We start from the raw sequence: 24,441 nt of genomic DNA on the forward strand, positions 1-24,441 counted from the left end.
ATTGCTACCCTGCATAAAAACCGGAGATACCATGAATAAGAAGGTGTTGACCCTCTCTGCCGTTATGTCCTGCATGCTTTTTGGCACCGCGGCTCAGGCAGCCGACCGTATTGGCGTAACCATTTATAAATACGACGACAACTTTATGTCTGTCGTGCGCAAGGCAATTGAAAAAGACGCTTCCGCTTCGCCTGACGTTCAGCTGCTGATGAACGACTCCCAGAACGACCAGTCCAAGCAGAACGATCAGATTGATGTGCTGCTGGCAAAAGGCGTGAAATCTCTGGCGATCAACCTGGTTGACCCGGCGGCCGCAGGCACTGTTATCGAAAAAGCGCGCGGTCAGAACATCCCCATCGTGTTCTTTAACAAAGAGCCGTCCCGCAAAGCGCTGGACAGCTATGACAAAGCCTATTACGTGGGCACCGACTCCAAAGAATCCGGCATTATCCAGGGCGATCTGATTGCCAAGCACTGGAAAGCAAACGCGGGCTGGGATCTGAACAAAGATGGCCAGATCCAGTACGTCCTGCTGAAGGGCGAGCCGGGCCACCCGGATGCTGAAGCGCGTACCACTTACGTTATCAAAGAGCTGAACGACAAAGGCATTAAAACCGAGCAGCTGCAGCTGGATACCGCAATGTGGGATACCGCTCAGGCGAAAGATAAAATGGATGCCTGGCTCTCTGGCCCGAACGCTAACAAAATCGAAGTGGTTATCGCGAACAACGACGCCATGGCGATGGGTGCGGTAGAAGCGCTGAAAGCGCACAACAAATCATCTATTCCGGTCTTCGGTGTGGATGCGCTGCCTGAAGCGCTGGCGCTGGTGAAATCTGGCGCGCTGGCCGGTACCGTGCTGAACGATGCCAACAACCAGGCGAAAGCGACCTTCGACCTTGCTAAAAATCTGGCCGCAGGTAAAGGCGCGGCAGACGGCACTGACTGGAAAATTGAAAACAAAGTGGTGCGTATTCCTTATGTCGGCGTTGATAAAGACAACCTGGCGGAAATCACCAGCAAAAAATAATTGCAATGTATTTACGGGGCGCATTTTGCGCCCCCTTTAGCGTGCCATGCTCAGCCAACACACTCGCAGCCAGGTATAAATATGGTCAGCAATAATACGCAGTCGTCAGGCGAATACTTGTTGGAAATGACGAATATCAACAAGAGTTTTCCGGGCGTTAAGGCACTCGATAACGTTAATTTAAAAGTTCGTCCTCATTCTATTCATGCTCTGATGGGTGAGAATGGCGCGGGCAAATCAACGTTATTAAAATGTCTTTTCGGGATCTATCAAAAAGATTCCGGCAGTATTCTTTTCCAGGGGAAAGAAATTGATTTCCATTCGGCCAAAGAGGCGCTGGAGAATGGAATATCGATGGTGCATCAGGAATTAAACCTGGTATTACAACGTTCCGTCATGGACAACATGTGGCTTGGCCGTTATCCGACCAAAGGCATGTTTGTTGACCAGGAAAAAATGTATCTTGATACCAAAGCGATTTTCGACGAGCTCGATATTGATATCGACCCTAAAGCTCGCGTGGGTACGCTTTCTGTATCGCAGATGCAGATGATTGAAATCGCCAAAGCGTTCTCCTACGACGCGAAAATCGTCATCATGGATGAACCGACGTCTTCTCTGACGGAGAAAGAAGTTAATCATCTCTTTAAGATTATCCGTAAGCTGAAAGAACGCGGCTGCGGTATTGTTTATATTTCCCACAAAATGGAAGAGATTTTCCAGTTGTGCGATGAAATCACTATCCTGCGCGATGGCCAGTGGATCGCCACCCAGTCGCTGGAAGGGCTGGATATGGATAAGATCATCGCCATGATGGTTGGGCGTTCTCTCAACCAGCGCTTCCCGGATCGTGAAAACAAACCCGGTGAAGTGATCCTTGAAGTGCGCAATCTGACCTCGCTGCGCCAGCCCTCTATTCGTGATGTCTCCTTTGATCTGCATAAAGGCGAGATCCTGGGTATTGCCGGTCTGGTGGGCGCGAAGCGCACGGATATTGTGGAAACGTTATTTGGTATTCGCGAGAAATCTGGCGGTACCATTAGTCTGCACGGTAAAAAGATCAATAACCATAGCGCCAATGAGGCCATTAATAACGGCTTTGCGCTGGTGACCGAGGAGCGCCGCTCAACGGGGATCTACGCTTATCTGGATATCGGTTTTAACTCCCTGATTTCCAATATTCGCAACTATAAAAGCAAAATCGGCTTGCTGGATAATTCCCGCATGAAAAGCGATACCCAGTGGGTGATTGACTCAATGCGTGTTAAAACGCCGGGTCATCGCACACAAATTGGTTCGCTTTCCGGCGGTAACCAGCAAAAAGTGATCATCGGGCGCTGGCTGCTCACCCAGCCGGAAATATTAATGCTCGATGAGCCGACGCGCGGCATCGACGTAGGCGCGAAATTTGAAATCTACCAGCTTATTGCTGAACTGGCGAAAAAGGGTAAGGGGATCATTATTATCTCCTCAGAAATGCCTGAGCTGTTAGGGATAACTGACCGTATTCTGGTAATGAGCAATGGCCTCGTCTCCGGAATTGTTGACACCAAAACGACGACGCAAAATGAAATTCTGCGTCTTGCGTCTTTGCACCTTTAATATCAGGGGCTCCTCATGAGTGCGTTAAATAAGAAGAGTTTTCTCACTTATCTGAAAGAGGGCGGTATTTACGTCGTTCTTTTAGTGTTGCTGGCCATTATTATTTTCCAGGACCCGACGTTTTTAAGCCTGTTGAACTTAAGTAATATTCTCACCCAGTCATCGGTGCGTATTATTATCGCGCTTGGCGTGGCAGGGTTGATTGTCACCCAGGGGACTGACCTTTCCGCAGGGCGTCAGGTTGGCCTCGCCGCGGTGGTCGCGGCAACGCTGCTGCAGTCGATGGAAAACGCCAACAAAGTGTTCCCGGAAATGGCGACCATGCCGATTGCGCTGGTGATCCTGATTGTCTGCGCTATCGGTGCCGTGATTGGTCTGGTAAACGGCATTATCATTGCGTACCTGAACGTGACGCCGTTTATTACCACGCTTGGCACGATGATCATCGTTTACGGTATCAACTCGCTGTATTACGACTTCGTGGGCGCGTCGCCGATTTCCGGCTTCGATTCCGGCTTCTCGACGTTTACGCAGGGGTTTGTCGCGCTCGGTGGTTTCAGGCTTTCCTACATTACGTTTTACGCGCTGATTGCCGTGGCGTTCGTCTGGATCCTGTGGAATAAAACCCGCTTTGGTAAAAACATTTTCGCTATCGGCGGTAACCCGGAAGCGGCGAAAGTCTCCGGCGTGAACGTGGCGCTGAACCTGCTGATGATTTATGCGCTCTCCGGCGTGTTCTACGCCTTCGGTGGGATGCTGGAAGCGGGCCGTATCGGTTCTGCCACTAACAATCTGGGCTTTATGTATGAGCTCGACGCCATCGCGGCGTGTGTGGTGGGCGGCGTCTCCTTCAGCGGCGGCGTGGGTACGGTGCTTGGCGTGGTGACCGGTGTGATTATCTTCACCGTTATCAACTACGGCCTGACCTATATCGGCATCAACCCTTACTGGCAGTACATCATCAAGGGCGCGATTATCATTTTCGCGGTCGCCCTGGATTCCCTGAAATACGCGCGTAAGAAATAAGCGCGGTTACGCCAAAAAGCCTCCGTACGCGGGGGCTTTTTTATGGGCGGTGAGTGTGAATGATGGCGGGTGCGCTTTGCTTACCCGCCTTACACTCAGAGTGAGCGTTGAGGATGATGGTTTTGCTCCGGCTTAAAAAATCGGCCTCGCTGTTTCGCCGCAGGCCGGGGCGCACCGGAGGGACCCGGTGCGAGGGCATGACAATACAGGGAGGTTTTGTCTTGCCCGACCCATGGCCGGAGGGAATAAGGCGAGGCTTCCCCGCAGGGGCGATTTTCTGCCGGGAGCCGGGATTGCAAAGGGGGCGGCGGCGATCCCCCTTTGCACGTTCGCGTGAGGGAAGCGCACATATCAGGATGACATTGTGGCGAACGTAACGAATTCACCGACCTGATATATTAAAAACTGGATGGCGGGTGCGCTGCGCTTACCCGCCCTACGGTGATGAAAGGAATTTGTAGAGTGAGTAAGCGCCAGCGCACCCACCGGGTACCAAGATGAAAGGAATTTGTAGGGTGGGTAAGCGCAGCGCACCCACCGGGTATAAAGATGAAAGGAATTTGTAGGGTGGGTAAGCGCAGCGCACCCACCGGGTATAAAGATGAAAGGAATTTGTAGGGTGGGTAAGCGCCAGCGCACCCACCGGGTATAAAGATGAAAGGAATTTGTAGGGTGGGTAAGCATCGCGCACCCACCGCACCTGCCATCGCGACGCTTACTTCTTTTTCTGCAATTCCAGCATCTGCTCGGGCGTCACGGCAGGGTAACCCTGCGCGTCGTCAGGCACTTCGCTAAGGGCGGGGATGGGCACCAGCGGGCCGAGGAAACGCGGTTCACGCTTAAAAATATAAAGATCCGCCAGCGCCCCTAAACGCGCGCCAAACTCACGCACGCGCACCGACAACATATTTTTCGGCGACGGCACGGCGTAACACTGCGCCTGAATGCCCATATGCAGCGCGATAAACAGCGCGCGCTCGCAATGGAAACGCTGGGTAATGATGATGAAATCGTTGGTATCGAACACACGGCGGGTGCGCACGATAGAGTCGAGCGTGCGGAAACCCGCGTAATCCAGCACGATATCCGCCGGATCGACGCCTGCGGCAATCAAATCCTTGCGCATCGTCATCGGCTCGTTATAGCTCTGCTGGGCATTATCGCCGCTTAACAGCAGGTAATTCACCTTGCCGCTGTTATAGGCGTTCAGCGCGCCCTGAATGCGGTAGCGGTAATACTGGTTAATCACGCCGGTGCGATAATATTTGGCGGTGCCCAGCACCACGCCTACCTGACGCCACGGTAAATCCTGTAGCTCGTCATAGACGTAAGGCGCGGTTTTCCAGCTGATCCAGCGGTCAAGGAGCAGCGCCGTTAACAGCAGTACGCCAATCAGGGCCAGCAGGCTGTATAACAAACGCTTTAACATTCAGGCAGCTCGAAGCAATCAGAAAAGAGATTCAAGGCTACTTTACCCGCCGGGCAAGAGCAAGAATCGAACGACCGGTTGAAGCATTTTTCGCCGCTGCGGGCAGAACGCCCGCAGCGTTATTTCAGGCAAGCGTAACGAGTTCGAGATTCGTGAAGCCAAGCGCCTTCAGCGTCGCGGCGGTGGCGTCGCGCTGAACAATCGTTGCGTCGTCACGTTCGGCAAGCGCGACGCGCTTGATGTCAGCCCATGCGTAACCGTTCAGGCTCATCAGATTCAGCGCGGCCTGCAGCGGCGGCAGGGAAGGGTTGAACGCCGCGTTCTCGGCATAGCTGCCGGTAAAGATTTCACCATCGCGGGTTTCAATGGCCAATCCAGAAGGGGACTGGCTGTACGGCGCATGGCTGCGGTTGGCTGCCGCAATCGCGGCCTGCGTCAGCGCGTCGCCTTTCAGCGCATAGCCATGATTTTCCGTATCGAAAATCAGCGTTTTGATATCGAGATCGCGCGGGCCGAACGCGTCCGGCAGGTAATCGCCAAGCTGTGAAGGCGCGCGTCCCGGCAGGTTAATGCGAAGGGTCAGCCCGCTGTTAAGCTCGTTCATAAACTGACGGCAGTGGCCGCACGGCGTGTAGTTAACGGTAATCGCCGCAAGGCCGGTTTCGCCGCGCATCCAGGCGTGGGTAATGGCGCTCTGCTCGGCGTGAATCGTCTGCTGCATCGCCGCGCCGCGAAACTCCATATTGCCGCCGAAATAGAGATTGCCGCTAAGGCCACGGGCCACCGCGCCCACATTAAAGTGTGAAATCTCCGTCTGCGCACAGGCGGCGGCTAACGGCAGCAACGCAAACGCCAGCGCGTCATCGTCCAGCCCGCTCTGACGGCGAACGTCAGCGACCTGTTCGGCGCTCAGCATCGCCGGAAAATAAGTATCAGCAATCAGTGGAGCCAGAGCGGCTTGCAGTGCCGCCGGCAGCTGTGCGAAGGCAGTTTCAAAACGTGGGTGCATGGCAAAGCCTCAAAAGAAGTAACAGGAAAAATAGTTTACGGCGCTCCTGAGGCTTTATATGTGATTTAGATCTCGCTGGCTATGCAACAAATGAAATTTAGAATGAAAATGCGCGACGTATCGCAAGTTTTAGCGCCATATCGCGAGAATAAGCGGGAACAGGAACGGGGCGACCAGCGACGTAATAATCCCGCAAATCACCAGCGCCAGCGAACTGAACGCGCCTTCCTGATAGTCCAGCTCCGCGCAGCGCGCCGTTCCGAGGGCGTGCGAAGCAGTGCCCATCGCGAGCCCGCGCGCGGATTTGGTTTTTATCCGCATCATATTCAGCAGCGTATGGCCAAACACCGCACCGAGGATCCCGACGAAAATCACGCACACGGCGCTGATAGCGGGAATGCCGCCGAGGCTTCCGCCCACGGCCATCGCGATCGGCGTGGTGACCGATTTCGGCAGGACGGACGCCGCGATTTCCGGGCTTGCGCCCATCAGCAGCGCAACAGAAGTGCCGGTGACCATCGCCACCACGCTGCCTGCAAAGCAAATCGTGATAATCGACTTCCAGCGCGCGCGGATCTGGTGCAGCTGTTCATAGAGCGGGAACGCCAGCGCCACCACGGCGGGTTGCAGCAAATCATTCAGAATGCGGCTGCCCTGGAAATAGCGCTCATAAGGAATATGGGCCAGCATCAGAAACGGGATCAGCACCACCATGCAGACCAGCAGCGGATTAAGCAGCGGGCTTTTGAGCCGCGCGGCAAGCTTGCGGGCGGCGAAAAACACCAGCAGCGTCAGCGGCAGCGACCACCAGATATTCTGCATCATTTCTCATGGCTCCTTTCCTGGCCTACCACTTTGCGCTCGCCGTGCGCCAGATGCGCGCTCCAGCTCACCACCATAAATACCACCAGCGTACTGATAAAACAGGAGACGACCACCGGGCCAAACTGCGCCTGCAACACGTCGAAATATTGCATCACGCCAATACCGACCGGCACGAACAGCAGCGCCATATAGCGGATCAGCAGATTACAGGCGGGCTGTACCCATTTCGCGGGCAGGATCTGAAACGCCAGCAGCACAAAAAGAATCAGCATGCCGATGATGCTGCCGGGGATCGTAATCGGCAGCAGCGCGGCAATCGCGATGCCTGCATAGAGGCAGGCGTAAATCAAAACAAACGCGCGTACCAGTTGCCAGAGAGAAGTCAGCATTGTGCTCATAGGGGTCACCTTTAAACCGAACGCATTCATCATACAATTAAAATGAAAACTGTGCTACCGATCACAGGAGCCAACTCAGCATACCTAAACTTTCGAGCCGCCGCTCAGGTTCACAACGCGCCTTTCATGGCCGCAAAAATTTTTTGCGAACCGTTACGCAAACCAGTAATGATCCTGTTGAGGCTATAGATTACAATCTATAAAACGCTCCTTGCCGTTCACGGTAGTCGCTAACGAACAGGGAGGAGCGCCATGTGGACTATTTACCTTACTCACGAGTTTGAGTGCTGGCTCGCGAGACAGCCGCAGCCGTTGCAGGAAGATGTGCTGACCGCGCTGGGGCTTTTGAAAATCAAAGGTCCGCACCTCGGGTGCCCGTATGCCGATACGCTCAAAGGCTCGCGCCAGGCGGGTATGAAGGAATTACGGGTTCAGCACGCCGGGCGGTCCATACGCGCCTTTTACGCTTTTGATCCGCACCGTTACGCCATTGTGCTGTGCGCGGCACAGAAAAAGGGCGATGAAAAGCGGTTTTACCGGGTCATACTGCGCGTCGCTGACAAACTGTTTAGCCACTATCTGAACCACCGGGAGGTATAGATGAAGACGTTTGATGAAGTGCTGGCGGCGCAGACCCCGGAGGCCCGCGCGCGTATCGAAGAGAAAACGGCGCAGCTGCTGCTGGAAACCCATCTGTATGCGCTGCGCGAGGCGCTCAGCGTGTCGCAAACCGAGATGGCGCGCCAGATGGGTATCGCCCAGCCGTCAGTCGCGGCTATCGAACAGCGCGGCAACGAGATGAAAATCTCAACGCTTAAGCGCTATGTCGAAGCCCTGGGCGGTACGGTGCGGCTGGATGTCGAGCTGCCGGACGGCCAGCGTTTCGGTTTTACGCTCTGAGCGCGCTCGCGCATTCCTTTCACGGCGGCGAGGCGCTACCATAGCGCCTCTTTTTTTAGCGGGTAGCGTTATGCGTGTTTTACTGGCGCCGATGGAAGGCGTGCTTGATTCTCTGGTGCGCGAACTGCTCACCGGGGTAAATGATTACGATCTCTGCATCACCGAATTTCTGCGCGTGGTGGACAGCCTCCTGCCGGTGAAATCATTCTATAAACTCTGCCCGGAACTTCACCACGAGAGCCGCACGCCGTCCGGCACGCGGGTGCGTGTGCAACTGCTCGGTCAGCACCCGCAATGGCTTGCCGAAAACGCCGCCCGCGCGGTGGAGCTTGGCTCCTGGGGCGTTGATCTCAACTGCGGCTGCCCGTCGAAGCTTGTGAACGGCAGCGGCGGCGGCGCGACGCTGCTGAAAGACCCTGATCTTATCTATCGCGGCGCGAAAGCGATGCGCGAAGCCGTACCTGCGCATCTGCCTGTCACGGTGAAAATTCGTCTCGGCTGGGACAGCGGTGCGCGCCGTTTTGAAATCGCCGATGCCGTCCAGCAGGCGGGCGCGACGGAGCTGGTGGTGCACGGGCGCACCAAAGAAGATGGCTATAAAGCGGAGCGCATTAACTGGGCGGCGATTGGCGAAATCCGCGAGCGCCTGACGATCCCGGTTATCGCCAACGGTGAAATCTGGGATTACGCCAGCGCGCAGGCGTGCATGGCGGAAACGGGCTGCGACGCCATCATGATTGGCCGCGGCGCGCTCAACGTGCCGAATTTAAGCCGCGTGATTAAATATAACGAGCCGCGTATGCCCTGGCCGGACGTGGTGCAACTGCTGCAACAGTACACCCGGCTTGAGAAACAGGGCGATACGGGCATGTACCACGTGGCGCGTATCAAGCAGTGGCTCGGTTATCTGCGTAAAGAGTACGCCGAGGCGACGGAACTCTTCAGCGAAATCCGCGCGTTAACTACCTCGGCAGCTATCGCTGACGCCATAAACCGCCACTGAGGTTATTCGCCGTTCGCTATCAGCCGCTGAATAAATCCGCGTAACCACATCAACGCCGGATCGCTGTTATGGCGCTGATGCCACAGCAGCGCCACTTCAAACGGCGGCACGTCGAGCGGCACCGGGCTTGCCGAAAGCCCCCAGGCCGTTTGCCACATATCACAGAGCCCCGCGGGCACGGTCGCGAGCGCGGGCATTTGCATCAGAAGGCCAGGCAGGCCCGCGAAGTGCGGCGTGGTGTAGCAAATGCTGCGGCGCGCTCCCTGGCGCGCCAGCAGCGTATCGATAAGGCTGCTGGTCGCTTCGCGATACGTCACCATCAGGTGCGGTTCGCGCACGTAATCGTCAAGCGTCAGCGGGGCGGTGAGGCTGAGCTGCGACGGGTGCCAGAGCGTCACAAACGGCATGCTCACTAACACCTCGCGCTCCTGCCAGCGCGGCCCGGCCTGCGCCACGCTTATCGCCATATCCAGCTCGCCTTCCTCCAGACGGCGCGGATCGCTAAACGGCGAGCTCGCCACCACGTTGAGCCGCACGCCCGGCGCTGCCTCGCGCAGCGCCGGGATCAGCTGCGGCATCAGCCACATCTCCACCCAGTCGGTCATGCCAAGCGTAATGGTGGCGCTCGCCTGCTGCGGGTGAAATTCAGCCTGCTGGAACAGCGCTGACTGAAGCTGCTCCAGCAGCGGCATCAGCTCGCCATGCAGAGCGACGGCGCGCGCGGTCGGCTGCATCCGGTGGCCGCTGCGGATAAACAGCGGGTCATCGAACATATCGCGCAGGCGCGCGAGCGCGCCGCTGACCGCGGGCTGCCCGAGATGCAGTTTATCGGCCGCAAGCGACACGCTCTGCTCGCGAAACAGCACCGCAAACGCGATGAGCAGGTTGAGGTCGATTTTGCGAAAATCGTTTTCTTTGATAGTCATTATGGCTCCAATCAATTGGAGTGATACTAGTGCGGCGTGGATACTTCAGCAAGTCAAATCAACTGGAGGACGATGATGAAAACTGCCGCAACCTTACTGGCGCTTTTCACTTTTGCGCTGGCCGCGCCGCTTGGCGCAGCGCCATTGCCTGTTAACAGTGCGCAGGCACCCGGCTATTACCGCATGATGCTCGGCGACTGGCAGATAACCGCTGTCTCCGACGGCACCGTGACCATTCCCGCCGATAAACTCCTGACCCGCATCACGCCTGACGCTCTCAAAACGCGCCTCGCCGATGACGCGCTGACGCCGCAGGTCGAAACCTCCATTAATGCCTACGTCATTAACACTGGTGATAAACTCATCCTGGTGGACAGCGGCGCGGGCGCGCTGCTGGGCAATAACGGCGGTCATCTGCCGGAAAACCTGCGCGCCGCCGGTATCGACCCGTCGCAAATCGACATGGTTTTGCTGACGCACGTTCACGCCGACCACTCCGGCGGTGTGCAGCGCGACGGTAAACCGGTCTTCCCGAACGCCACCGTGCGGGTGGACCAGCGCGACCTCGATTTCTGGCTCAACCCGGCGCATGAAAAGGAAGTCGAAGCCAGCCAGCGCCATACGTTTGCGGAATCGGAACGGTCGCTGCGCCCGGTCATCAGCGCCGGAAAGATGAAAGCGTTCCACGCGCCCGCGCAAATCATGCCCGACATTGAAGCACTGCCCGCGCCCGGCCACACGCCCGGCAGTGTGATTTACAAAGTGACCCGCGGCGGTGAAACGCTTTTACTGTGGGGCGATATTATCCATGTGAAAGCGGTGCAGATGCCGCAGCCGCAGGTGGCGATTCATTTTGATGTCAATCAGGATGAGGCGGTGACCATGCGGGAGAAAACGCTGAAAATGGCGGCGCAGAGCAACGCCTGGGTGGCATCGGCGCATATCGCGTTTCCGGGTATCGGCAAGATAAAAGCGCAGGGAGACGGGTATCGCTGGGTGCCGGTCAACTACAGCAGCCACGGCGCGAAGTAAGGTAAAGGGCGCCGCGGACAGGCGGCGCCCGGTAGATCAGAAGATCATTTTAAATACGCCTGTCACCACTAACAGCCCAATCAGAAAAATAATCAGTACCGCCCACAGAATGATTTTCATCACTTACTCCTTATTGTCTTTGCGGGATCTCGTTGATCCATGAAGGTAATTACCAGTATAGAAGCTCCTGCGAAGGCGGCAGAAAAAAGTGAGGGGAGCGTTTTCGCCCGCCGGGCGCTGATTTTTCAGGCCTCGCTATACTTAACGCTTTAACGCAACTCCCGGAGGCACCATGAGTTCTGCAACCAAAGTGGCGATCGTCACCGCGTCAGATTCAGGCATCGGCAAGAAGTGTGCGGTATTTCTCGCAAGGCAAGGGTTCGATATCGGCATTACCTGGCACAGTGACGATAAAGGCGCGAAGGAGACCGCGCAGGAAGTGGAAAGCCTGGGCCGGCGCGCTGAACTTATCCAGCTCAACCTCAGCCATCTGCCGGAGGGCGCGAACGCCATCCAGGCGCTTATCGACCGCTTCGGACGTATCGACGCGCTGGTGAATAACGCGGGCGCGATGATCAAAAAGCCGTTTCTGGAGATGACCTTCGATGAGTGGCGTAGCATTCAGACGGTGGATGTGGACGGCGCGTTTCTCTGCTCGCAAATCGCCGCCAAAGCGATGGTGAAACAGGGGCAGGGCGGGCGCATTGTGAATATCACCTCGGTGCATGAACACACGCCGCTGCCGGAGGCGAGCGCCTACACCGCGGCCAAACACGCGCTCGGCGGGCTGACCAAATCGATGGCGCTGGAGTTGGTGGAACATAACATCCTGGTGAACGCCGTCGCGCCTGGCGCTATCGCCACGCCGATGAACGACATGGAAGAGGGCGACGCGAAACCCGGCTCGATGCCGAATATCCCGATGGCGCGCCCCGGCGAAACCGATGAGATAGCCAGCATCGTCGCGTGGCTCTGCTCGGAGGGCGCCACCTATACCACTGGCCAGTCGTTTATCATCGACGGCGGGTTTACGCTCGCTAACCCGCAGTTTAAGCCGAAGGCTTAATCCTCTCTGCTGCTGCGCTTGCGCCACAGCCAGCGCAGCAGCAGCACAATACCCACCGCCAGTACGACCCACACCAGCTGTTTCAGATGATGATCGAGGCGATGCAGCCACGGCTCTATCACCTGGCCGCCCACGTAACCAAGCGTGGTAAACAGCGTCGCCCAGACCAGCGCCCCGAGGATATTCAGCGGCACAAAGAGCTTCGGCGGGACGCGGCTCGCGCCAATTAACAGCGGGCCGATAATACGAAAACCGTACATAAAGCGGGTGCCGATGACAAACCACGCCGGATGGCGCTGGATAAGCGCCTGCGCGCGGGCTATCTGCTTTTGCTTGCCGGAAAAGCGCGCCAGCGCCCGGGTGCCGAACCGGCGGCCCACCAGATACAGCGCCTGGTCGCCAATCATGCCGCCGAGCGCCACCACCAGCACCACCAGCGGAAAACGCAGTAGCCCTTCATGTGCCGCCACGCCGCCCAGAAGCGTGACGGTTTCCCCTTCGGCAAGGCTGCCCAGTAACAGCGTCACATAACCGTACTGTTCAATCAGGTTATTGATATCCATGAATTCCACTACTCCCGTTTGTCAGGCTTTCTTCGCGCCACGCGCGAAACCGAAAGTATAACGCGCCCGCCGCGCCCTGCGCGTTCAACGGACTACCTGTTTTTGCGCTGTTTACTTTTTAATCTACAGGCCTGAATTATACTTACAGTACCCGTTCCGGGCGGTCTGAGTCAGGGGGCGTTATGAACCATGTCTGGGGGCTTTTGTCCCATCCTTTCCGTGAAATGCAGGTGATTCGCCACGAAAACGAAACCGTGACGCATCACTATACCCACCACGTGCTCATCATGGCGGCCATTCCCGTGCTGTGCGCGTTTATCGGCACCGCCCAGATTGGCTGGGATTTCGGCGACGGCAACGTCGTGAAGCTGTCGTTCTTTACCGGTTTCTATCTGGCGGTACTGTTTTATGCGCTGATGCTGGCAGGCGTCGCGGTGATGGGGCGGGTTATCTGGTGGATGGCGCGTGATTATCCGCGTCGTCCGTCGCTCGCCGGTTGTATGGTGTTCGCGGGCTATGTGGCGACGCCGCTCTTTTTAAGCGGCGTGGTGGCGCTCTATCCGCTGGTGTGGCTCTGCGCGCTGGTGGGGACGCTCGCGCTGCTCTACACCGGTTATCTGCTGTATGTCGGCATTCCGGCGTTTCTCAATATTAATCAGGAAGAAGGGCTGCGCTTTTCCGGCTCGACGCTCGCCATCGGCGTGCTGCTGCTGGAGGTGTTGCTGGCGCTGACCGTGCTGCTGTGGGGTTACGGTTATCGTCTCTTCTGACGTATGCCGCCGGTGTAAAAACCGGCGGTGCCGCGCCCGGCGCTGAATCTTCTGTAGCGGGAAACGCGAAGGCCGGAGTATCATGCCCGCGCCAGCCACCAATAGCTTTCACCGTTGATGGCGGTGCGTTTAATTACGCGCGTGAATTCTTTTCCGAACTTTCGCCATGCCGACAAAAATTCGTCTTTCCCTGTTAAGTCTCGCGCTGCTGCTGGCCGCGCCGCTTTCCACTCCGGCGCTGGCCGCCGCGAAAGCTGCCGCGTCGCCGCTTGCCGCCGCTGAGCCGCAAATTGCCTCCGGCAGCGCCATGATTGTCGATCTGCGCACCAATGAAGTGCTGTTCTCAAGCCACCCGGATCTGGTGCGTCCGATAGCGTCAATTACCAAAGTGATGACCGCGATGGTGGTGCTCGACGCCAGCCTGCCGCTGGATGAGATGCTGACGGTGGATATCAGCCATACGCCGGAGATGAAAGGGATCTATTCGCGGGTGCGTTTAAACAGCCAGATCAGCCGTAAAAATATGCTGCTGCTGGCGCTGATGTCGTCGGAAAACCGCGCGGCGGCAAGTCTTGCGCATCACTATCCGGGCGGCTACGACGCGTTTATCCGCGCCATGAACGCCAAAGCGAAAGCGCTCGGCATGCGCAATACGCATTTTGTGGAGCCGACAGGGCTTTCCATCCACAACGTCTCGACCGCTCGCGATCTCACGAAGCTGTTAATCGCGACCAAACAGTATCCGCTGATTGGCCAGCTCAGCACCACGCGTGAAGAGATGGCGACGTTTTCGAACCCGACGTACACGCTGCCGTTCCGTAATACCAACCATCTGGTTTACCGCGATAACTGGAATATTCAGCTGACCAAAACCGGCTTTACCAACGCGGCGGGGCACTGCCTGATGATGCGCACGCTGATTAAAAACCGTCCGGTAACGCTGGTGGTGATGGACGCCTTCGGTAAATACACCCACTTTGCCGACGCCAGCCGCCTGCGCACCTGGCTTGAAACCGGCAAGGTACAACCGGTGCCTGAGGCGGCGTTGAGCTATAAGCGCCAGAAAGCGGCGCAAATGGCGAACAACAGCGTCGAGTAAGCTATTCCGGTAGCGTCCAGTCTCCCTGGTTGAGCGGACGCTGCATAATCAGCGTGTCGCGCCAGCCGCCGAATTTAAACCCGACGCTGCGCAAACTTCCCACCACTTCAAACCCCAGCAGCCGGTGCAGACGCGTCGAGCCGCGATTATTCTCGCCATCGCCAATCACCGCCATCAGCTGACGCCACGGGCCTTGCTCGCAGCGCTCGATAAGCGCCTGTAACAGACGGCTGCCGATACCGCGCCCGACCATGCTGGCGTCGATATAAATCGATTCTTCGAGGGTATAGCGATAGGCAGGGCGCGCACGCCAGGGCGAGGCGTAACAGTAGCCGACCACAATGCCGTCCATCTCCGCCACAAGCCAGGGCAAGCCCTGCGCGGTGACGGCATTAACACGCGCGGTCATCTCATCAAGCGTCGGGGGCGTTTCTTCAAAGGAGGCGCGGCCGTGTTCGACATGCCAGCCATAAATGGCGCGAATGGCGTCGATATCCCCCGGCGTAACGTCACGAATCGCGGCTTTTGATGCCGTGAGATTTTCCACAACAGCCATACCTGTATCCTCAAAAGACATGCCGCCGGAGGGCTCCGGCGGCATGGAGGATATATTATGCCTGTGCTTAAAAAGAAAACAGCCTGCCAGAATCAGCGGGCGGTCTGATCCCCTTGCGTTTGTGCGATCCTGTCCGGTTCACCCCAGTATTTCTGCTTTGAGGTTTTACCAATACCGGGGTTCATGCTGTTGGTCGGGTCATTGGCCTTATAAAATTGTTTTAAGCTCTCCGGCGCTTCGTAAAGGTGGCCGACGTTATGCTCCGCCGGATATTGCGCGCCGCGCTCGCGCAGCAGCGCCAGCATCTCTTCTTTCAGCGCATGCACATCCACGCCTTTTTTAACGATGTAATCCTGATGGAACACATGGCAGAAGAAGTGGCCGTAATAGAGCTTGTGCACCAGCTTGCTGTCAATTTCCGGCGGCAGACGCTCGAACCACTCGGTGTCGTTGCGCCGCAGCGCGATATCCAGCGCCAGAATATCTTCCACCTCGTCAGCGTGAACCGCGTGATAACGCACCGCCGCGCCCGCCGCCGCAAAGCGGTGCAGAAACGCTTTGCTGCCTTCTTCCGCCGTACAGGCGAAGAAGTCGCCTTCGGCCTCTTTAAAGAAGCTCGTCAGCCAGCTGCGCGCTTCTTCAATGCCGTCGCCCGCCATTTTCAGCAGCAGATGGTGCTCATATTTATCGCGCCAGCTTTTCATGCGCGGCGGCAGGTGGCCGGGGAAAAGCCCGCCCAGTTTCTGCATTACGCGGTCGGTAAAGTGCGGTTTAACAAACGGCACTTTCTCAAGCCAGGCGTCGGTGCGGCCTTTCGCCGTGAAGAAGAACGGCATTTTGTCGGTGCCGAGCTTATTGATCATCAGGAACGTATCTTTCCCGTAGCGCTCGGCGATGTCGTAGATATCGCGGTGCATATATTCACCCGCGACCGGCAGGCTTTGAAAATTTGCAAGAATATGGCGGCGGATGTGGGTCAGTACGTCAGGCTGATTGGTGCCGATATAAAACACCTCCTGGCGTTTTTCGGCTTCGAAGGTATCAAGACGCACCGCGAACACCGCGAGCTTACCGGCGCAGCCGGAGGCTTCAAAGAGCCGCTCCGGGTTGGCGTTGTAGCGCGCCGGGCTGTCGGCCTCGATGTCGCGCACGCGCTCAATATAATGACGGTCGGAGGCCTGGCGTTCGTCGTGGCGCACGGCGGTCGGATCAATGCGGTCATCGTCAAGGCGGCCCAGGATCTGCTCCGGCGTCTGGCCGAGATCGATGCCCAGATGGTTCACCAGACGCAGCCGCCCGGTGTCGTCTATCTGCGCGAACAGCGCCATTTCGGTATAGGCGGGGCCGCGATGCACCAGCGCGCCGCCGGAGTTATTACAGATGCCGCCCATCACCGACGCGCCGATGCAGGAGGAGCCAATCACCGAGTGCGGCTCGCGGCCAAGCGGCTTGAGCGCGCGCTCCAGCTGCCAGAGCGTGGTGCCGGGGTATGCGAGGATCTGCTCGCCGTTATCCAGCAGGTGCAGCTTATCGAGGCGCAGCGTGCTGATGATGATAATGTCGCGATCGTAGTCGTTGCCATTCGGCGTCGAGCCTTCCGTCAGGCCGGTGTTAGCCGCCTGCATCAGAATGATTTTGTCGGCGGCGACACAAACTTCCAGTACGCGCCATAATTCCAGCAGCGTGCCGGGAAAAACGACGGCCAGCGCTTCGCCCTGGCCTGAGCGAAAGCCTTTGCGGTAACGGGCGGTTTTGGCCGGGTCGGTGAGAAGATGGCTGGCGCCGATAATGCGGGTCAGCTCCGCGATAACCTCATGGTTACCGGAGGTTGGTGTCAGGATCATGTTCCACTCCTTGTGGCAGAGAAAACGCACGTCTCTAAGCATAGCCGCGAATTTCGCGACGAGTCCGAAAAGGTTGAAAAATCAGCGTATAAACTTGCGTTTGGCTTCTTCCCTGCTAAGGCTTATGGCACACTGCACACCTTATTCTTTGTGGCGGCAACGTTGCGGCTGCGTCTAAAAGAGAGTTAATCCTATGAAATGGCTTTGTTCTGTGGGTATGGCCGTGAGCCTTGCGCTGCAACCGGCCCTGGCGTCTGAACCATTTGGCGAGCATCCTCTGACGCCCGAAGCGCGGGATGCGTTTGTCACCGATTTACTCAAAAAAATGACTGTCGATGAGAAAATCGGCCAGCTGCGTCTGATTAGCGTCGGGCCGGATAACCCGAAAGAAGCGATTCGGGACATGATCAAAGAAGGTCAGGTCGGCGCGATTTTCAACACCGTTACCCGCCCGGATATCCGCGCGATGCAGGATCAGGTGATGCAGTTAAGCCGCCTGAAAATTCCGCTGTTTTTCGCCTACGACGTGCTGCATGGCCAGCGCACCATTTTCCCGAACAGCCTCGGGCTTGCCTCCTCGTTTAACCTCGACGCGGTAAAAACCGTGGGCCGCGTGTCGGCGTATGAAGCCGCTGACGACGGTCTTAACATGACCTGGGCGCCGATGGTCGACGTCACGCGCGACCCGCGCTGGGGCCGCGGCTCGGAAGGGTTCGGTGAAGATACCTATCTCACCAGCATGATGGGCAAAACGATGGTCGAGTCGATGCAGGGCAAAAGCCCGGCGGACCGCTATTCGGTGATGACCAGCGTGAAACACTTCGCCGCTTACGGCGCGGTGGAGGGCGGTAAAGAGTACAACACCGTCGATATGAGCTCTCAGCGTCTCTTCAACGACTACATGCCGCCTTACAAAGAGGCGCTCGACGCAGGCAGCGGCGGCGTGATGATTGCGCTCAACTCCCTGAACGGCACGCCAGCGGCATCCGACGGCTGGCTGCTGAAAGACTTGCTGCGCGGCGACTGGGGCTTTAAAGGCATCACCATTTCTGACCACGGCGCGATTAAAGAGCTGATTAAACACGGTACGGCGTCCGACCCGGAAGACGCGGTGCGCGTGGCGATTAAATCCGGCGTCGATATGAGTATGGCGGATGAGTACTACAGCAAATACCTGCCGAATCTTATCAAGAGCGGCAAAGTCACCATGGCAGAGCTCGACGACGCTACGCGTCACGTGCTGAACGTCAAATATGACATGGGGCTGTTTAACGATCCGTACAGCCATCTGGGGCCGAAAGACTCCGACCCGAAAGACACCAACGCTGAAAGCCGCCTGCACCGCGACGACGCGCGTAAAGTGGCGCGCGAAAGCCTGGTGCTGCTGAAAAACCGCCTGGAGACGCTGCCGCTGAAAAAATCCGGCACCATCGCGGTGGTGGGGCCGCTCGCTGACAGCAAACGCGACATGATGGGCAGTTGGTCTGCCGCAGGCGTGGCCGATCAGTCCGTCACGCTGCTGCAGGGTATGAAAAACGTCGCGGGCCATAAGGCCAAAATCCTCTACGCCAAAGGCGCTAACGTCACCGACGATAAGGGCATCGTTGACTTCCTGAATCTCTATGAGCCGGCAGTGGTGGTGGATAAACGCACGCCGAAAGCGATGATCGACGAGGCGGTAAACGTCGCGAAGCAGTCTGACGTGGTCGTGGCGGTCGTGGGCGAAGCGCAGGGCATGGCGCATGAGGCGTCCAGCCGTACCGATCTCACCATTCCGCAGAGCCAGCGTGACCTTATCAGCGCGCTGAAAGCGACCGGCAAACCGCTGGTGCTGGTGCTGATGAACGGTCGTCCGCTGGCGCTGGTGAAAGAAGATCAGCAGGCCGATGCGATTCTGGAAACCTGGTTTGCCGGGACCGAAGGCGGTAACGCCATCGCCGACGTGCTGTTTGGCGACTACAACCCGTCAGGCAAGCTGCCAATCTCCTTCCCGCGCTCGGTCGGGCAGATCCCGGTGTACTACAGCCACCTCAACACGGGCCGTCCGTACAACCCGGAAAAACCGAACAAATACACCTCGCGCTACTTTGACGAAGCCAACGGCCCGCTCTATCCGTTCGGCTACGGCCTGAGCTACACCACGTTCAGCGTTTCCGACGTGAAGCTCTCCGCGCCGACCATGAAGCGTGACGGCAAAGTGACCGCCAGCGTAACGGTGACCAACACCGGCAAACGTGAAGGCGCGACTGCAGTGCAGATGTATCTCCAGGACGTCACGGCCTCTATGAGCCGTCCGGTGAAACAGCTGCGCGGCTTTGAGAAAATCACGCTGAAACCGGGCGAAAGCCAGACCGTCAGCTTCCCGATCGATATCGACGCGCTGAAATTCTGGAACCAGCGCATGAAATATGACGCGGAGCCTGGCAAATTCAACGTCTTCATCGGGCTGGATTCCGCCCGCGTGAAGCAGGGCGAATTCGAACTGCTGTAAGCGGTTGTCGATTGTCAGAGGGCCGGGAAACCGGCCCTTTTTTATGCTCATCGCCCGTTAAAAAATGCCATTTCCCGTCTTTTCCCTTTCCCCCTGAGATTTATCAACTACGCTTTTCTCTTAAGCCCTTAGCGAAGCGGATAAAAGAGGAAAATCATGAGGCTAAAACTCTGGAGCGCGGCAGGCCTGGTACTGCTGGCGGCAGGCGCGCAGGCGGCCGAGCCGGTGAAAGTGGGCTCGAAAATCGACACCGAAGGCGCGCTGCTCGGCAACGTGATTTTGCAGGTGCTGGAAAGCCACGGCGTGAAAACGGTCAACAAAATCCAGCTGGGCACCACGCCGGTCGTGCGCGGGGCGATCACCTCCGGTGAGCTGGATATCTACCCGGAATACACCGGCAACGGGGCGTTTTTCTTTAAGCAGGAGAACGATCCGGCGTGGAAAAACGCCAAGCAGGGCTATGAGAAAGTCAAAAAGCTCGACGCCGAACAGAACAAGCTTATCTGGCTGACGCCTGCGGCGGCGAACAACACCTGGACTATCGCGGTGCGTCAGGATCTGGCGCAGAAAAACAAGCTAATCTCGCTTGCCGACCTTAGCCGCTATCTGAAAGAGGGCGGGACGTTCAAACTCGCCGCGTCGGCGGAGTTTATCGAGCGCCCGGACGCACTGCCGGCCCTTGAAAAAGCCTACCAGTTTAAGCTTAACCAGGACCAGATGCTGTCGCTCGCGGGCGGCGACACGGCGGTGACTATCAAAGCGGCGGCCCAGCAGACCTCCGGCGTTAACGCCGCGATGGCTTATGGCACCGATGGCCCGGTGGCGGCGCTCGGCCTGCAAACGCTCACCGATCCGAAAGGCGTGCAGCCGGTTTACGCGCCCGCGCCGGTCGTGCGCGAAGCCGTGCTGAAAGCGTATCCGGACATGCCGCAGTGGTTTGAGCCGGTCTTTAAAGCGCTGGATGAGAAAACGCTTCAGGAGCTGAACGCGCAGATCGCGGTAGAAGGGCTGGATGCCGGTAAAGTGGCGTCGCAGTGGCTCAAAGAAAAAGGACTGGTGAAATAACGCCACCGGCGTTTGCCTCGGGATACGTTTTGTCAATCAGATGCCATAACCGGGTGCTGGTGCTGCTGGCGGTCCTGCTGGCCGCCGCCGCCCTGTTGCCTTTTTTAAATTACGCGCCGAACCGGCTGGTGTCCGGCGCGCCGCTTGCTCTCTCCGGGCTTTTCCCTGCCGCCGCGCCCGCGTTATGGGCGCTGCCGGCCTTGCTCTGTTTACTCGCCTTTGTACCCAGAAAACCGGGCGCGCTGCTGATTCTGGTTGCGGCGCAGGCGCTTTTTATCACGCTGCTGGTGGTGACCGGCGCAGAGGCGGCGCGGCTGGCCGAAACCGGCAGCCGTCTGGCGCGCACCTCGCCCGGCAGCGGCCTGTGGCTGATGCTCGCGGTCTCCTTACTTGCCGCCAGCGACGCCATCGGCAGGCTGACGCGCCAGCCGCTCGGGCGCTGGCTGTTACAGGTGCAGATCTGGATTGCGCCGCTCTGGCTTCTGCTGAGCGGTCATTTTGATGCGCTGTCGCTACTAAAAGAATACGCCAACCGCCAGACGGTGTTTGATGACGCCACCGCGCGCCACCTGACGCTGCTTTTCGGCACGCTGGCCCCTGCGGTCGTCATTGGTTTGCCGCTCGGTATTTTGTGTCACCGACGCCCGCGCTGGCAGCCGGGACTGTTCGCTGCGCTCAATATTATTCAGACGGTGCCGTCTGTGGCGCTCTTTGGCCTGTTGATGGCCCCGCTTGCGGGGCTGGCGCAGGCGTTTCCGGCGCTCGGCGCGCTGGGCGTCTCCGGCACCGGGCTTGCGCCTGCGCTGATTGCGCTCACGCTCTATGCGCTGCTGCCGCTGGTGCGCGGCGTGGTGGCCGGGCTCGGGCAGGTGCCCGACGCGGTGCGGGAGAGCGCCCGCGGGGTGGGAATGTCCGCCTGGCAGCGCTTATGGCATGTCGACGTACCGCTGGCGCTGCCCGTCTGGCTGCGCAGCCTGCGTGTGGTGGCGGTGCAGACGGTCGGTATGGCGGTGGTGGCCGCGCTGATTGGCGCAGGCGGCTTCGGCGCGCTGGTTTTTCAGGGGTTGCTTAGCAGCGCGCTCGATCTGGTGCTGCTTGGCGTTATCCCGGTCGTGGCGCTGGCGGTGGTGCTGGACGCGCTGTTTACGCTCGCCATCGGCGCGCTGGAGACAAAAAGAAATGATTGAATTTAAGCAGGTCAGCAAGTTTTACAACGGCGGCGCGGCGGTGAAAGACTTAAGCCTGACGTTCGCCGAAGGCGCGTTTTCAGTGCTTATCGGCACCTCCGGCTCCGGTAAGTCTACCACGCTGAAGATGATTAACCGGCTGGTGGAGCACGACGCGGGCGAAATCCGCTTCGCGGGCGAGGAGATCCGCCAGTTTTCGCCCGAAGCGCTGCGCCGGCGCATGGGGTATGCGATCCAGTCGGTCGGGCTGTTTCCGCACTGGACGGTGGCGCAAAATGTCGCGACGGTGCCGCAGCTGCTGAAGTGGCCGAAGGCGCGCATTCAGGCGCGGGTGGATGAACTGCTCGCGCTGCTTGGGCTCACGCCTGACGCATTTCGCGATCGCTACCCGCATCAGCTCTCAGGTGGCCAGCAGCAGCGCGTCGGCGTGGCGCGCGCGCTGGCGGCCGACCCGGAAGTATTACTGATGGACGAGCCGTTCGGCGCGCTCGATCCGGTCACGCGCAGCGCGCTGCAACAGGAGATGCGCCGCATACATCAGTTGCTCGGGCGCACCATTGTGCTGGTGACGCATGACATCGACGAGGCGCTGGGGCTGGCTGAGCATCTGGTGCTGATGGATAACGGCGAAGTAGTGCAGCAGGGCACGCCGCTGGCGCTGCTCACCGCGCCACGCAATGACTTCGTGCGTGACTTTTTCGGGCGCAGCGAGCTTGGCGTGCGGTTGTTGTCGCTCAAACAGGTGGGGGATTTCATCGAGCCTGGCATGGCCGATGGCGCGCCGGTGGCGGAAACCTTAACGCTGCGCGAGGCGATGTCGGTGTTCGTCGAACGCCAGTGCGAAGCGCTGTCTGTGGTGGATGCAACCGGCGCGCACCGCGGCGTGCTGCGGTTTCGCCATCTGGTAAATCAGCGGGAGGCGCGGGGTGAATAGACTGCGCGATCCGCTGCTCTGGCTGGCGCTGCTGTTTGTCGCGCTGCTGCTGGCGATGCCGCACAGCGAAGGGCTGTTCCACTGGCTGTTTCCGGGGCTGGCGCGCCCGGTCTATCTTCAGGAAAGCTTTGTCGCGCTCACGCTTTCGCATCTCGGGTTGGTGGCGGCGGCAGGCGCGGTGTCGGTCGCCTGCGGCGTCGCGGTGGGGATTGCGGTGACGCGCCCGTGGGGGCGTGAGTTTCGCGCGCTCGCCGAAACGCTGGCCGCCGCCGGTCAGACGTTCCCGCCGGTGGCGGTGCTGGCGATTGCGGTGCCGGTAATGGGCTTCGGGCGCGAGCCTGCGATTGTCGCGCTTATTCTTTACGGCCTGTTGCCGGTGTTGCAGGGCACGCTCGCGGGCTTAAGCGCGGTGCCGGAGGACGTGAAAGAGGTGGCGCGGGGCGTCGGCATGAGCCGCGCTCAGATCTTACGCAAAGTCGAGTTGCCGCTGGCGTCTGGCGTGATGCTGGCGGGGATACGCACGTCGGTGATTATTAATATCGGCACTGCCACCATCGCCTCCACCGTGGGAGCCAGCACGCTCGGCACCCCGATTATCATCGGCCTGAGTGGGTTTAACACGGCGTATGTGATTCAGGGTGCGGTGCTGGTGGCGCTGGCGGCGGTTCTGGTGGACCGGCTCTTTGAGCGTCTGGCGCGGGTTATGAACCGGAATGCAGGATAACGGTGTAGCCGGCCAGCATAACGCCGCCGATACCGCCGATGGCCATCAGGACCATGCCGGTGATAAGCCCGATTCTGACAAATTTCATGCGTTGCTCCTTATGTTAACCGCGTAAGTATACGGTGAAGCGCGCCTGTTAATGAACCTTTAAATGGTTTCCGGTTCATGGAGCGAGAAAATGGCGTGGCCCTGCGCATGCCAGGCGGCAATTTGCTCAAGCTGACGCGCCGCGGGCGGTTCGCCGCACCACACCAGCAGCGTTCTGCCAGGAAACAGTTCAGGGCGCAGTTGAACCAGCGGTTGCGCCAGCACATCCACCCGCCAGCCTTTTTGCACCGCCACCCAGGCCGCGAGCCAGATCTGCGTCGCGTCCTGATGATTCCAGCCGACCACCAGCGCGTCGTTGCCCGGCTTTTTCCATGCGGATTGCAGACAAAGCGCGATGTAGTTAATCAGAATGCCGTCGAGCAGGCTTAAGAGCGCATGCAGCGTGGCGTGTTGTAGCTGCATCCGGCGGCGCAGCGGGGTGTAGAGATGGCGCACCAGCATCTGGGCCGGGTAGTCGCGTCCTAATTCACTCACCCAGTGCCGCACCTGGCCCGGGTTGCCGCTGCGCAGTTTCGCAAGCAGCATCTCCTGGCGCTCGCGCCAGCCTTCCGGCTCATCGGCGCTGTCCTGGCTTAACAGCGTTTTGACTTTACTGACCTGAACGCCTTGCTCAATCCAGTGTTTGATTTCGCGGATACGGTCGATATCCGCCTCGCTGAACAAACGGTGGCCGCCGTCGGTGCGCACGGGTTTAAGCAGTCCGTAACGGCGCTGCCACGCGCGCAGCGTCACGGGGTTAACTTCACAGAGATCGGCCACTTCGCCAATCGTATATAACGCCATACTGGTTCTCTTCGGGGAATGGTACCCGTTAAATGTAGTAGGTGATGCACGAACCGGGAAAAAGAGTTTGT

General features: G+C 58.5%; 26 protein-coding genes. 15 read left to right on the forward strand and 11 right to left on the reverse strand.

What is annotated here, in order from left to right:
• Positions 1–31: 31 nt before the first annotated feature.
• The 3 genes from mglB (at position 32) to mglC (ending at position 3,658) form a co-directional block, all read left to right on the forward strand.
• Positions 32–1,030 (forward strand): galactose/glucose ABC transporter substrate-binding protein MglB, encoded by a 999-nt coding sequence (gene mglB / locus G6041_RS01825; protein ID WP_004387464.1) that lies wholly within the window; start codon positions 32–34, stop codon positions 1,028–1,030.
• An 81-nt stretch (positions 1,031–1,111) separates the two neighbouring features.
• A complete protein-coding gene (gene mglA / locus G6041_RS01830) occupies positions 1,112–2,632 on the forward strand; it encodes a galactose/methyl galactoside ABC transporter ATP-binding protein MglA (RefSeq protein ID WP_004387465.1) in 1,521 nt (506 codons plus the stop codon).
• A gap of 15 nt (positions 2,633–2,647) precedes the next feature.
• On the forward strand, positions 2,648–3,658 hold the full coding sequence (mglC, locus tag G6041_RS01835; protein WP_004387466.1) for a galactose/methyl galactoside ABC transporter permease MglC: 1,011 nt from the start codon (positions 2,648–2,650) through the stop codon (positions 3,656–3,658).
• A gap of 715 nt (positions 3,659–4,373) precedes the next feature.
• Here mglC and sanA read toward each other — a convergent pair.
• The 4 genes from sanA to G6041_RS01855 all read right to left on the reverse strand — a co-directional run bounded on the left by sanA (position 4,374) and on the right by G6041_RS01855 (position 7,319).
• On the reverse strand, positions 4,374–5,087 hold the full coding sequence (gene sanA / locus G6041_RS01840) for an outer membrane permeability protein SanA (protein ID WP_004387784.1): 714 nt from the start codon (positions 5,085–5,087) through the stop codon (positions 4,374–4,376).
• A gap of 124 nt (positions 5,088–5,211) precedes the next feature.
• On the reverse strand, positions 5,212–6,096 hold the full coding sequence (gene cdd, locus G6041_RS01845; RefSeq protein ID WP_012124277.1) for a cytidine deaminase: 885 nt from the start codon (positions 6,094–6,096) through the stop codon (positions 5,212–5,214).
• A 129-nt stretch (positions 6,097–6,225) separates the two neighbouring features.
• Positions 6,226–6,921, reverse strand: a complete 696-nt coding sequence (locus G6041_RS01850; RefSeq protein WP_007869369.1) for a CidB/LrgB family autolysis modulator — start codon at positions 6,919–6,921, stop codon at positions 6,226–6,228.
• Entirely contained in the window at positions 6,918–7,319 is a 402-nt protein-coding gene (locus G6041_RS01855; protein ID WP_007869367.1) for a CidA/LrgA family protein, read from the reverse strand. The genes G6041_RS01850 and G6041_RS01855 overlap by 4 nt, the downstream gene beginning before the upstream one ends.
• 252 nt (positions 7,320–7,571) lie before the next feature.
• Between G6041_RS01855 and G6041_RS01860 the strand changes: the two genes are divergently transcribed.
• The 3 genes from G6041_RS01860 to dusC all read left to right on the forward strand — a co-directional run bounded on the left by G6041_RS01860 (position 7,572) and on the right by dusC (position 9,222).
• Positions 7,572–7,919, forward strand: coding sequence for a type II toxin-antitoxin system RelE/ParE family toxin (locus tag G6041_RS01860; protein WP_012124279.1), 348 nt, complete (start codon positions 7,572–7,574; stop codon positions 7,917–7,919).
• Entirely contained in the window at positions 7,920–8,219 is a 300-nt protein-coding gene (locus G6041_RS01865) for a helix-turn-helix domain-containing protein (protein WP_007776551.1), read from the forward strand.
• Positions 8,220–8,289: 70 nt separating this feature from the next.
• On the forward strand, positions 8,290–9,222 hold the full coding sequence (gene dusC, locus G6041_RS01870) for a tRNA dihydrouridine(16) synthase DusC (RefSeq protein ID WP_012124281.1): 933 nt from the start codon (positions 8,290–8,292) through the stop codon (positions 9,220–9,222).
• Between the two features lie 2 nt (positions 9,223–9,224).
• Here dusC and G6041_RS01875 read toward each other — a convergent pair whose 3' ends face one another.
• Complete coding sequence (locus G6041_RS01875; protein ID WP_012124282.1) at positions 9,225–10,148, reverse strand: LysR family transcriptional regulator; 924 nt, start codon at positions 10,146–10,148, stop codon at positions 9,225–9,227.
• A 72-nt stretch (positions 10,149–10,220) separates the two neighbouring features.
• On the opposite strand from G6041_RS01875, the gene G6041_RS01880 reads away from it, so the two are divergent.
• Complete coding sequence (locus G6041_RS01880; RefSeq protein ID WP_012124283.1) at positions 10,221–11,180, forward strand: MBL fold metallo-hydrolase; 960 nt, start codon at positions 10,221–10,223, stop codon at positions 11,178–11,180.
• A gap of 36 nt (positions 11,181–11,216) precedes the next feature.
• Here the strand turns inward: G6041_RS01880 and yohP are convergent, their stop codons facing one another.
• Positions 11,217–11,300, reverse strand: a complete 84-nt coding sequence (gene yohP / locus G6041_RS21525; protein ID WP_000691708.1) for a small membrane protein YohP — start codon at positions 11,298–11,300, stop codon at positions 11,217–11,219.
• A 172-nt stretch (positions 11,301–11,472) separates the two neighbouring features.
• On the opposite strand from yohP, the gene G6041_RS01890 reads away from it, so the two are divergent.
• Positions 11,473–12,246, forward strand: coding sequence for an SDR family oxidoreductase (locus tag G6041_RS01890; RefSeq protein ID WP_012124284.1), 774 nt, complete (start codon positions 11,473–11,475; stop codon positions 12,244–12,246).
• On the opposite strand, the gene G6041_RS01895 is transcribed toward G6041_RS01890, so the two are convergent.
• Positions 12,243–12,809: a DedA family protein gene (locus G6041_RS01895; protein WP_012124285.1), complete on the reverse strand. Its 567-nt coding sequence runs from the start codon at positions 12,807–12,809 to the stop codon at positions 12,243–12,245. The genes G6041_RS01890 and G6041_RS01895 overlap by 4 nt on opposite strands.
• 182 nt (positions 12,810–12,991) lie before the next feature.
• Here G6041_RS01895 and G6041_RS01900 point away from each other — a divergent pair, with 182 nt between their 5' ends.
• Together G6041_RS01900 and pbpG are read left to right on the forward strand one after the other, a co-directional pair.
• Positions 12,992–13,579: a Yip1 family protein gene (locus G6041_RS01900; protein ID WP_041460448.1), complete on the forward strand. Its 588-nt coding sequence runs from the start codon at positions 12,992–12,994 to the stop codon at positions 13,577–13,579.
• A gap of 166 nt (positions 13,580–13,745) precedes the next feature.
• Positions 13,746–14,678, forward strand: a complete 933-nt coding sequence (pbpG, locus tag G6041_RS01905; protein WP_007869351.1) for a D-alanyl-D-alanine endopeptidase — start codon at positions 13,746–13,748, stop codon at positions 14,676–14,678.
• 1 nt (position 14,679) lies between these two features.
• Here the strand turns inward: pbpG and G6041_RS01910 are convergent, their stop codons facing one another.
• Positions 14,680–15,234, reverse strand: a complete 555-nt coding sequence (locus G6041_RS01910; protein ID WP_015386497.1) for a GNAT family N-acetyltransferase — start codon at positions 15,232–15,234, stop codon at positions 14,680–14,682.
• Positions 15,235–15,326: 92 nt separating this feature from the next.
• Positions 15,327–17,078, reverse strand: coding sequence for a D-lactate dehydrogenase (gene dld / locus G6041_RS01915; RefSeq protein ID WP_041460449.1), 1,752 nt, complete (start codon positions 17,076–17,078; stop codon positions 15,327–15,329).
• 193 nt (positions 17,079–17,271) lie between these two features.
• Between dld and bglX the strand changes: the two genes are divergently transcribed.
• From bglX to G6041_RS01940, 5 genes are all read left to right on the forward strand, one after another.
• A complete protein-coding gene (gene bglX / locus G6041_RS01920) occupies positions 17,272–19,569 on the forward strand; it encodes a beta-glucosidase BglX (protein ID WP_041460450.1) in 2,298 nt (765 codons plus the stop codon).
• A 156-nt stretch (positions 19,570–19,725) separates the two neighbouring features.
• Positions 19,726–20,634, forward strand: coding sequence for a glycine betaine ABC transporter substrate-binding protein OsmF (gene osmF / locus G6041_RS01925; protein ID WP_208089841.1), 909 nt, complete (start codon positions 19,726–19,728; stop codon positions 20,632–20,634).
• Between the two features lie 29 nt (positions 20,635–20,663).
• Positions 20,664–21,821, forward strand: a complete 1,158-nt coding sequence (locus G6041_RS01930) for an ABC transporter permease (protein WP_041460451.1) — start codon at positions 20,664–20,666, stop codon at positions 21,819–21,821.
• Positions 21,814–22,755 carry an ABC transporter ATP-binding protein gene (locus tag G6041_RS01935; RefSeq protein ID WP_012124291.1) on the forward strand — a complete coding sequence of 314 codons (942 nt, stop codon included), beginning with the start codon at positions 21,814–21,816 and terminating at the stop codon, positions 22,753–22,755. The genes G6041_RS01930 and G6041_RS01935 overlap by 8 nt, the downstream gene beginning before the upstream one ends.
• Positions 22,748–23,479 (forward strand): ABC transporter permease, encoded by a 732-nt coding sequence (locus G6041_RS01940; protein WP_007869323.1) that lies wholly within the window; start codon positions 22,748–22,750, stop codon positions 23,477–23,479. The genes G6041_RS01935 and G6041_RS01940 overlap by 8 nt, the downstream gene beginning before the upstream one ends.
• Here G6041_RS01940 and G6041_RS01945 read toward each other — a convergent pair.
• Positions 23,457–23,567, reverse strand: a complete 111-nt coding sequence (locus tag G6041_RS01945) for a protein YohO (protein ID WP_004388656.1) — start codon at positions 23,565–23,567, stop codon at positions 23,457–23,459. The two genes, G6041_RS01940 and G6041_RS01945, sit on opposite strands and share 23 nt — an antisense overlap.
• A 59-nt stretch (positions 23,568–23,626) precedes the next feature.
• Entirely contained in the window at positions 23,627–24,370 is a 744-nt protein-coding gene (locus G6041_RS01950) for a MerR family transcriptional regulator (RefSeq protein ID WP_004388657.1), read from the reverse strand.
• Positions 24,371–24,441: the final 71 nt, after the last annotated feature.

Source organism: Cronobacter sp. HA18003 (assembly GCF_011605905.1).
Classification (GTDB): domain Bacteria; phylum Pseudomonadota; class Gammaproteobacteria; order Enterobacterales; family Enterobacteriaceae; genus Cronobacter; species Cronobacter sakazakii.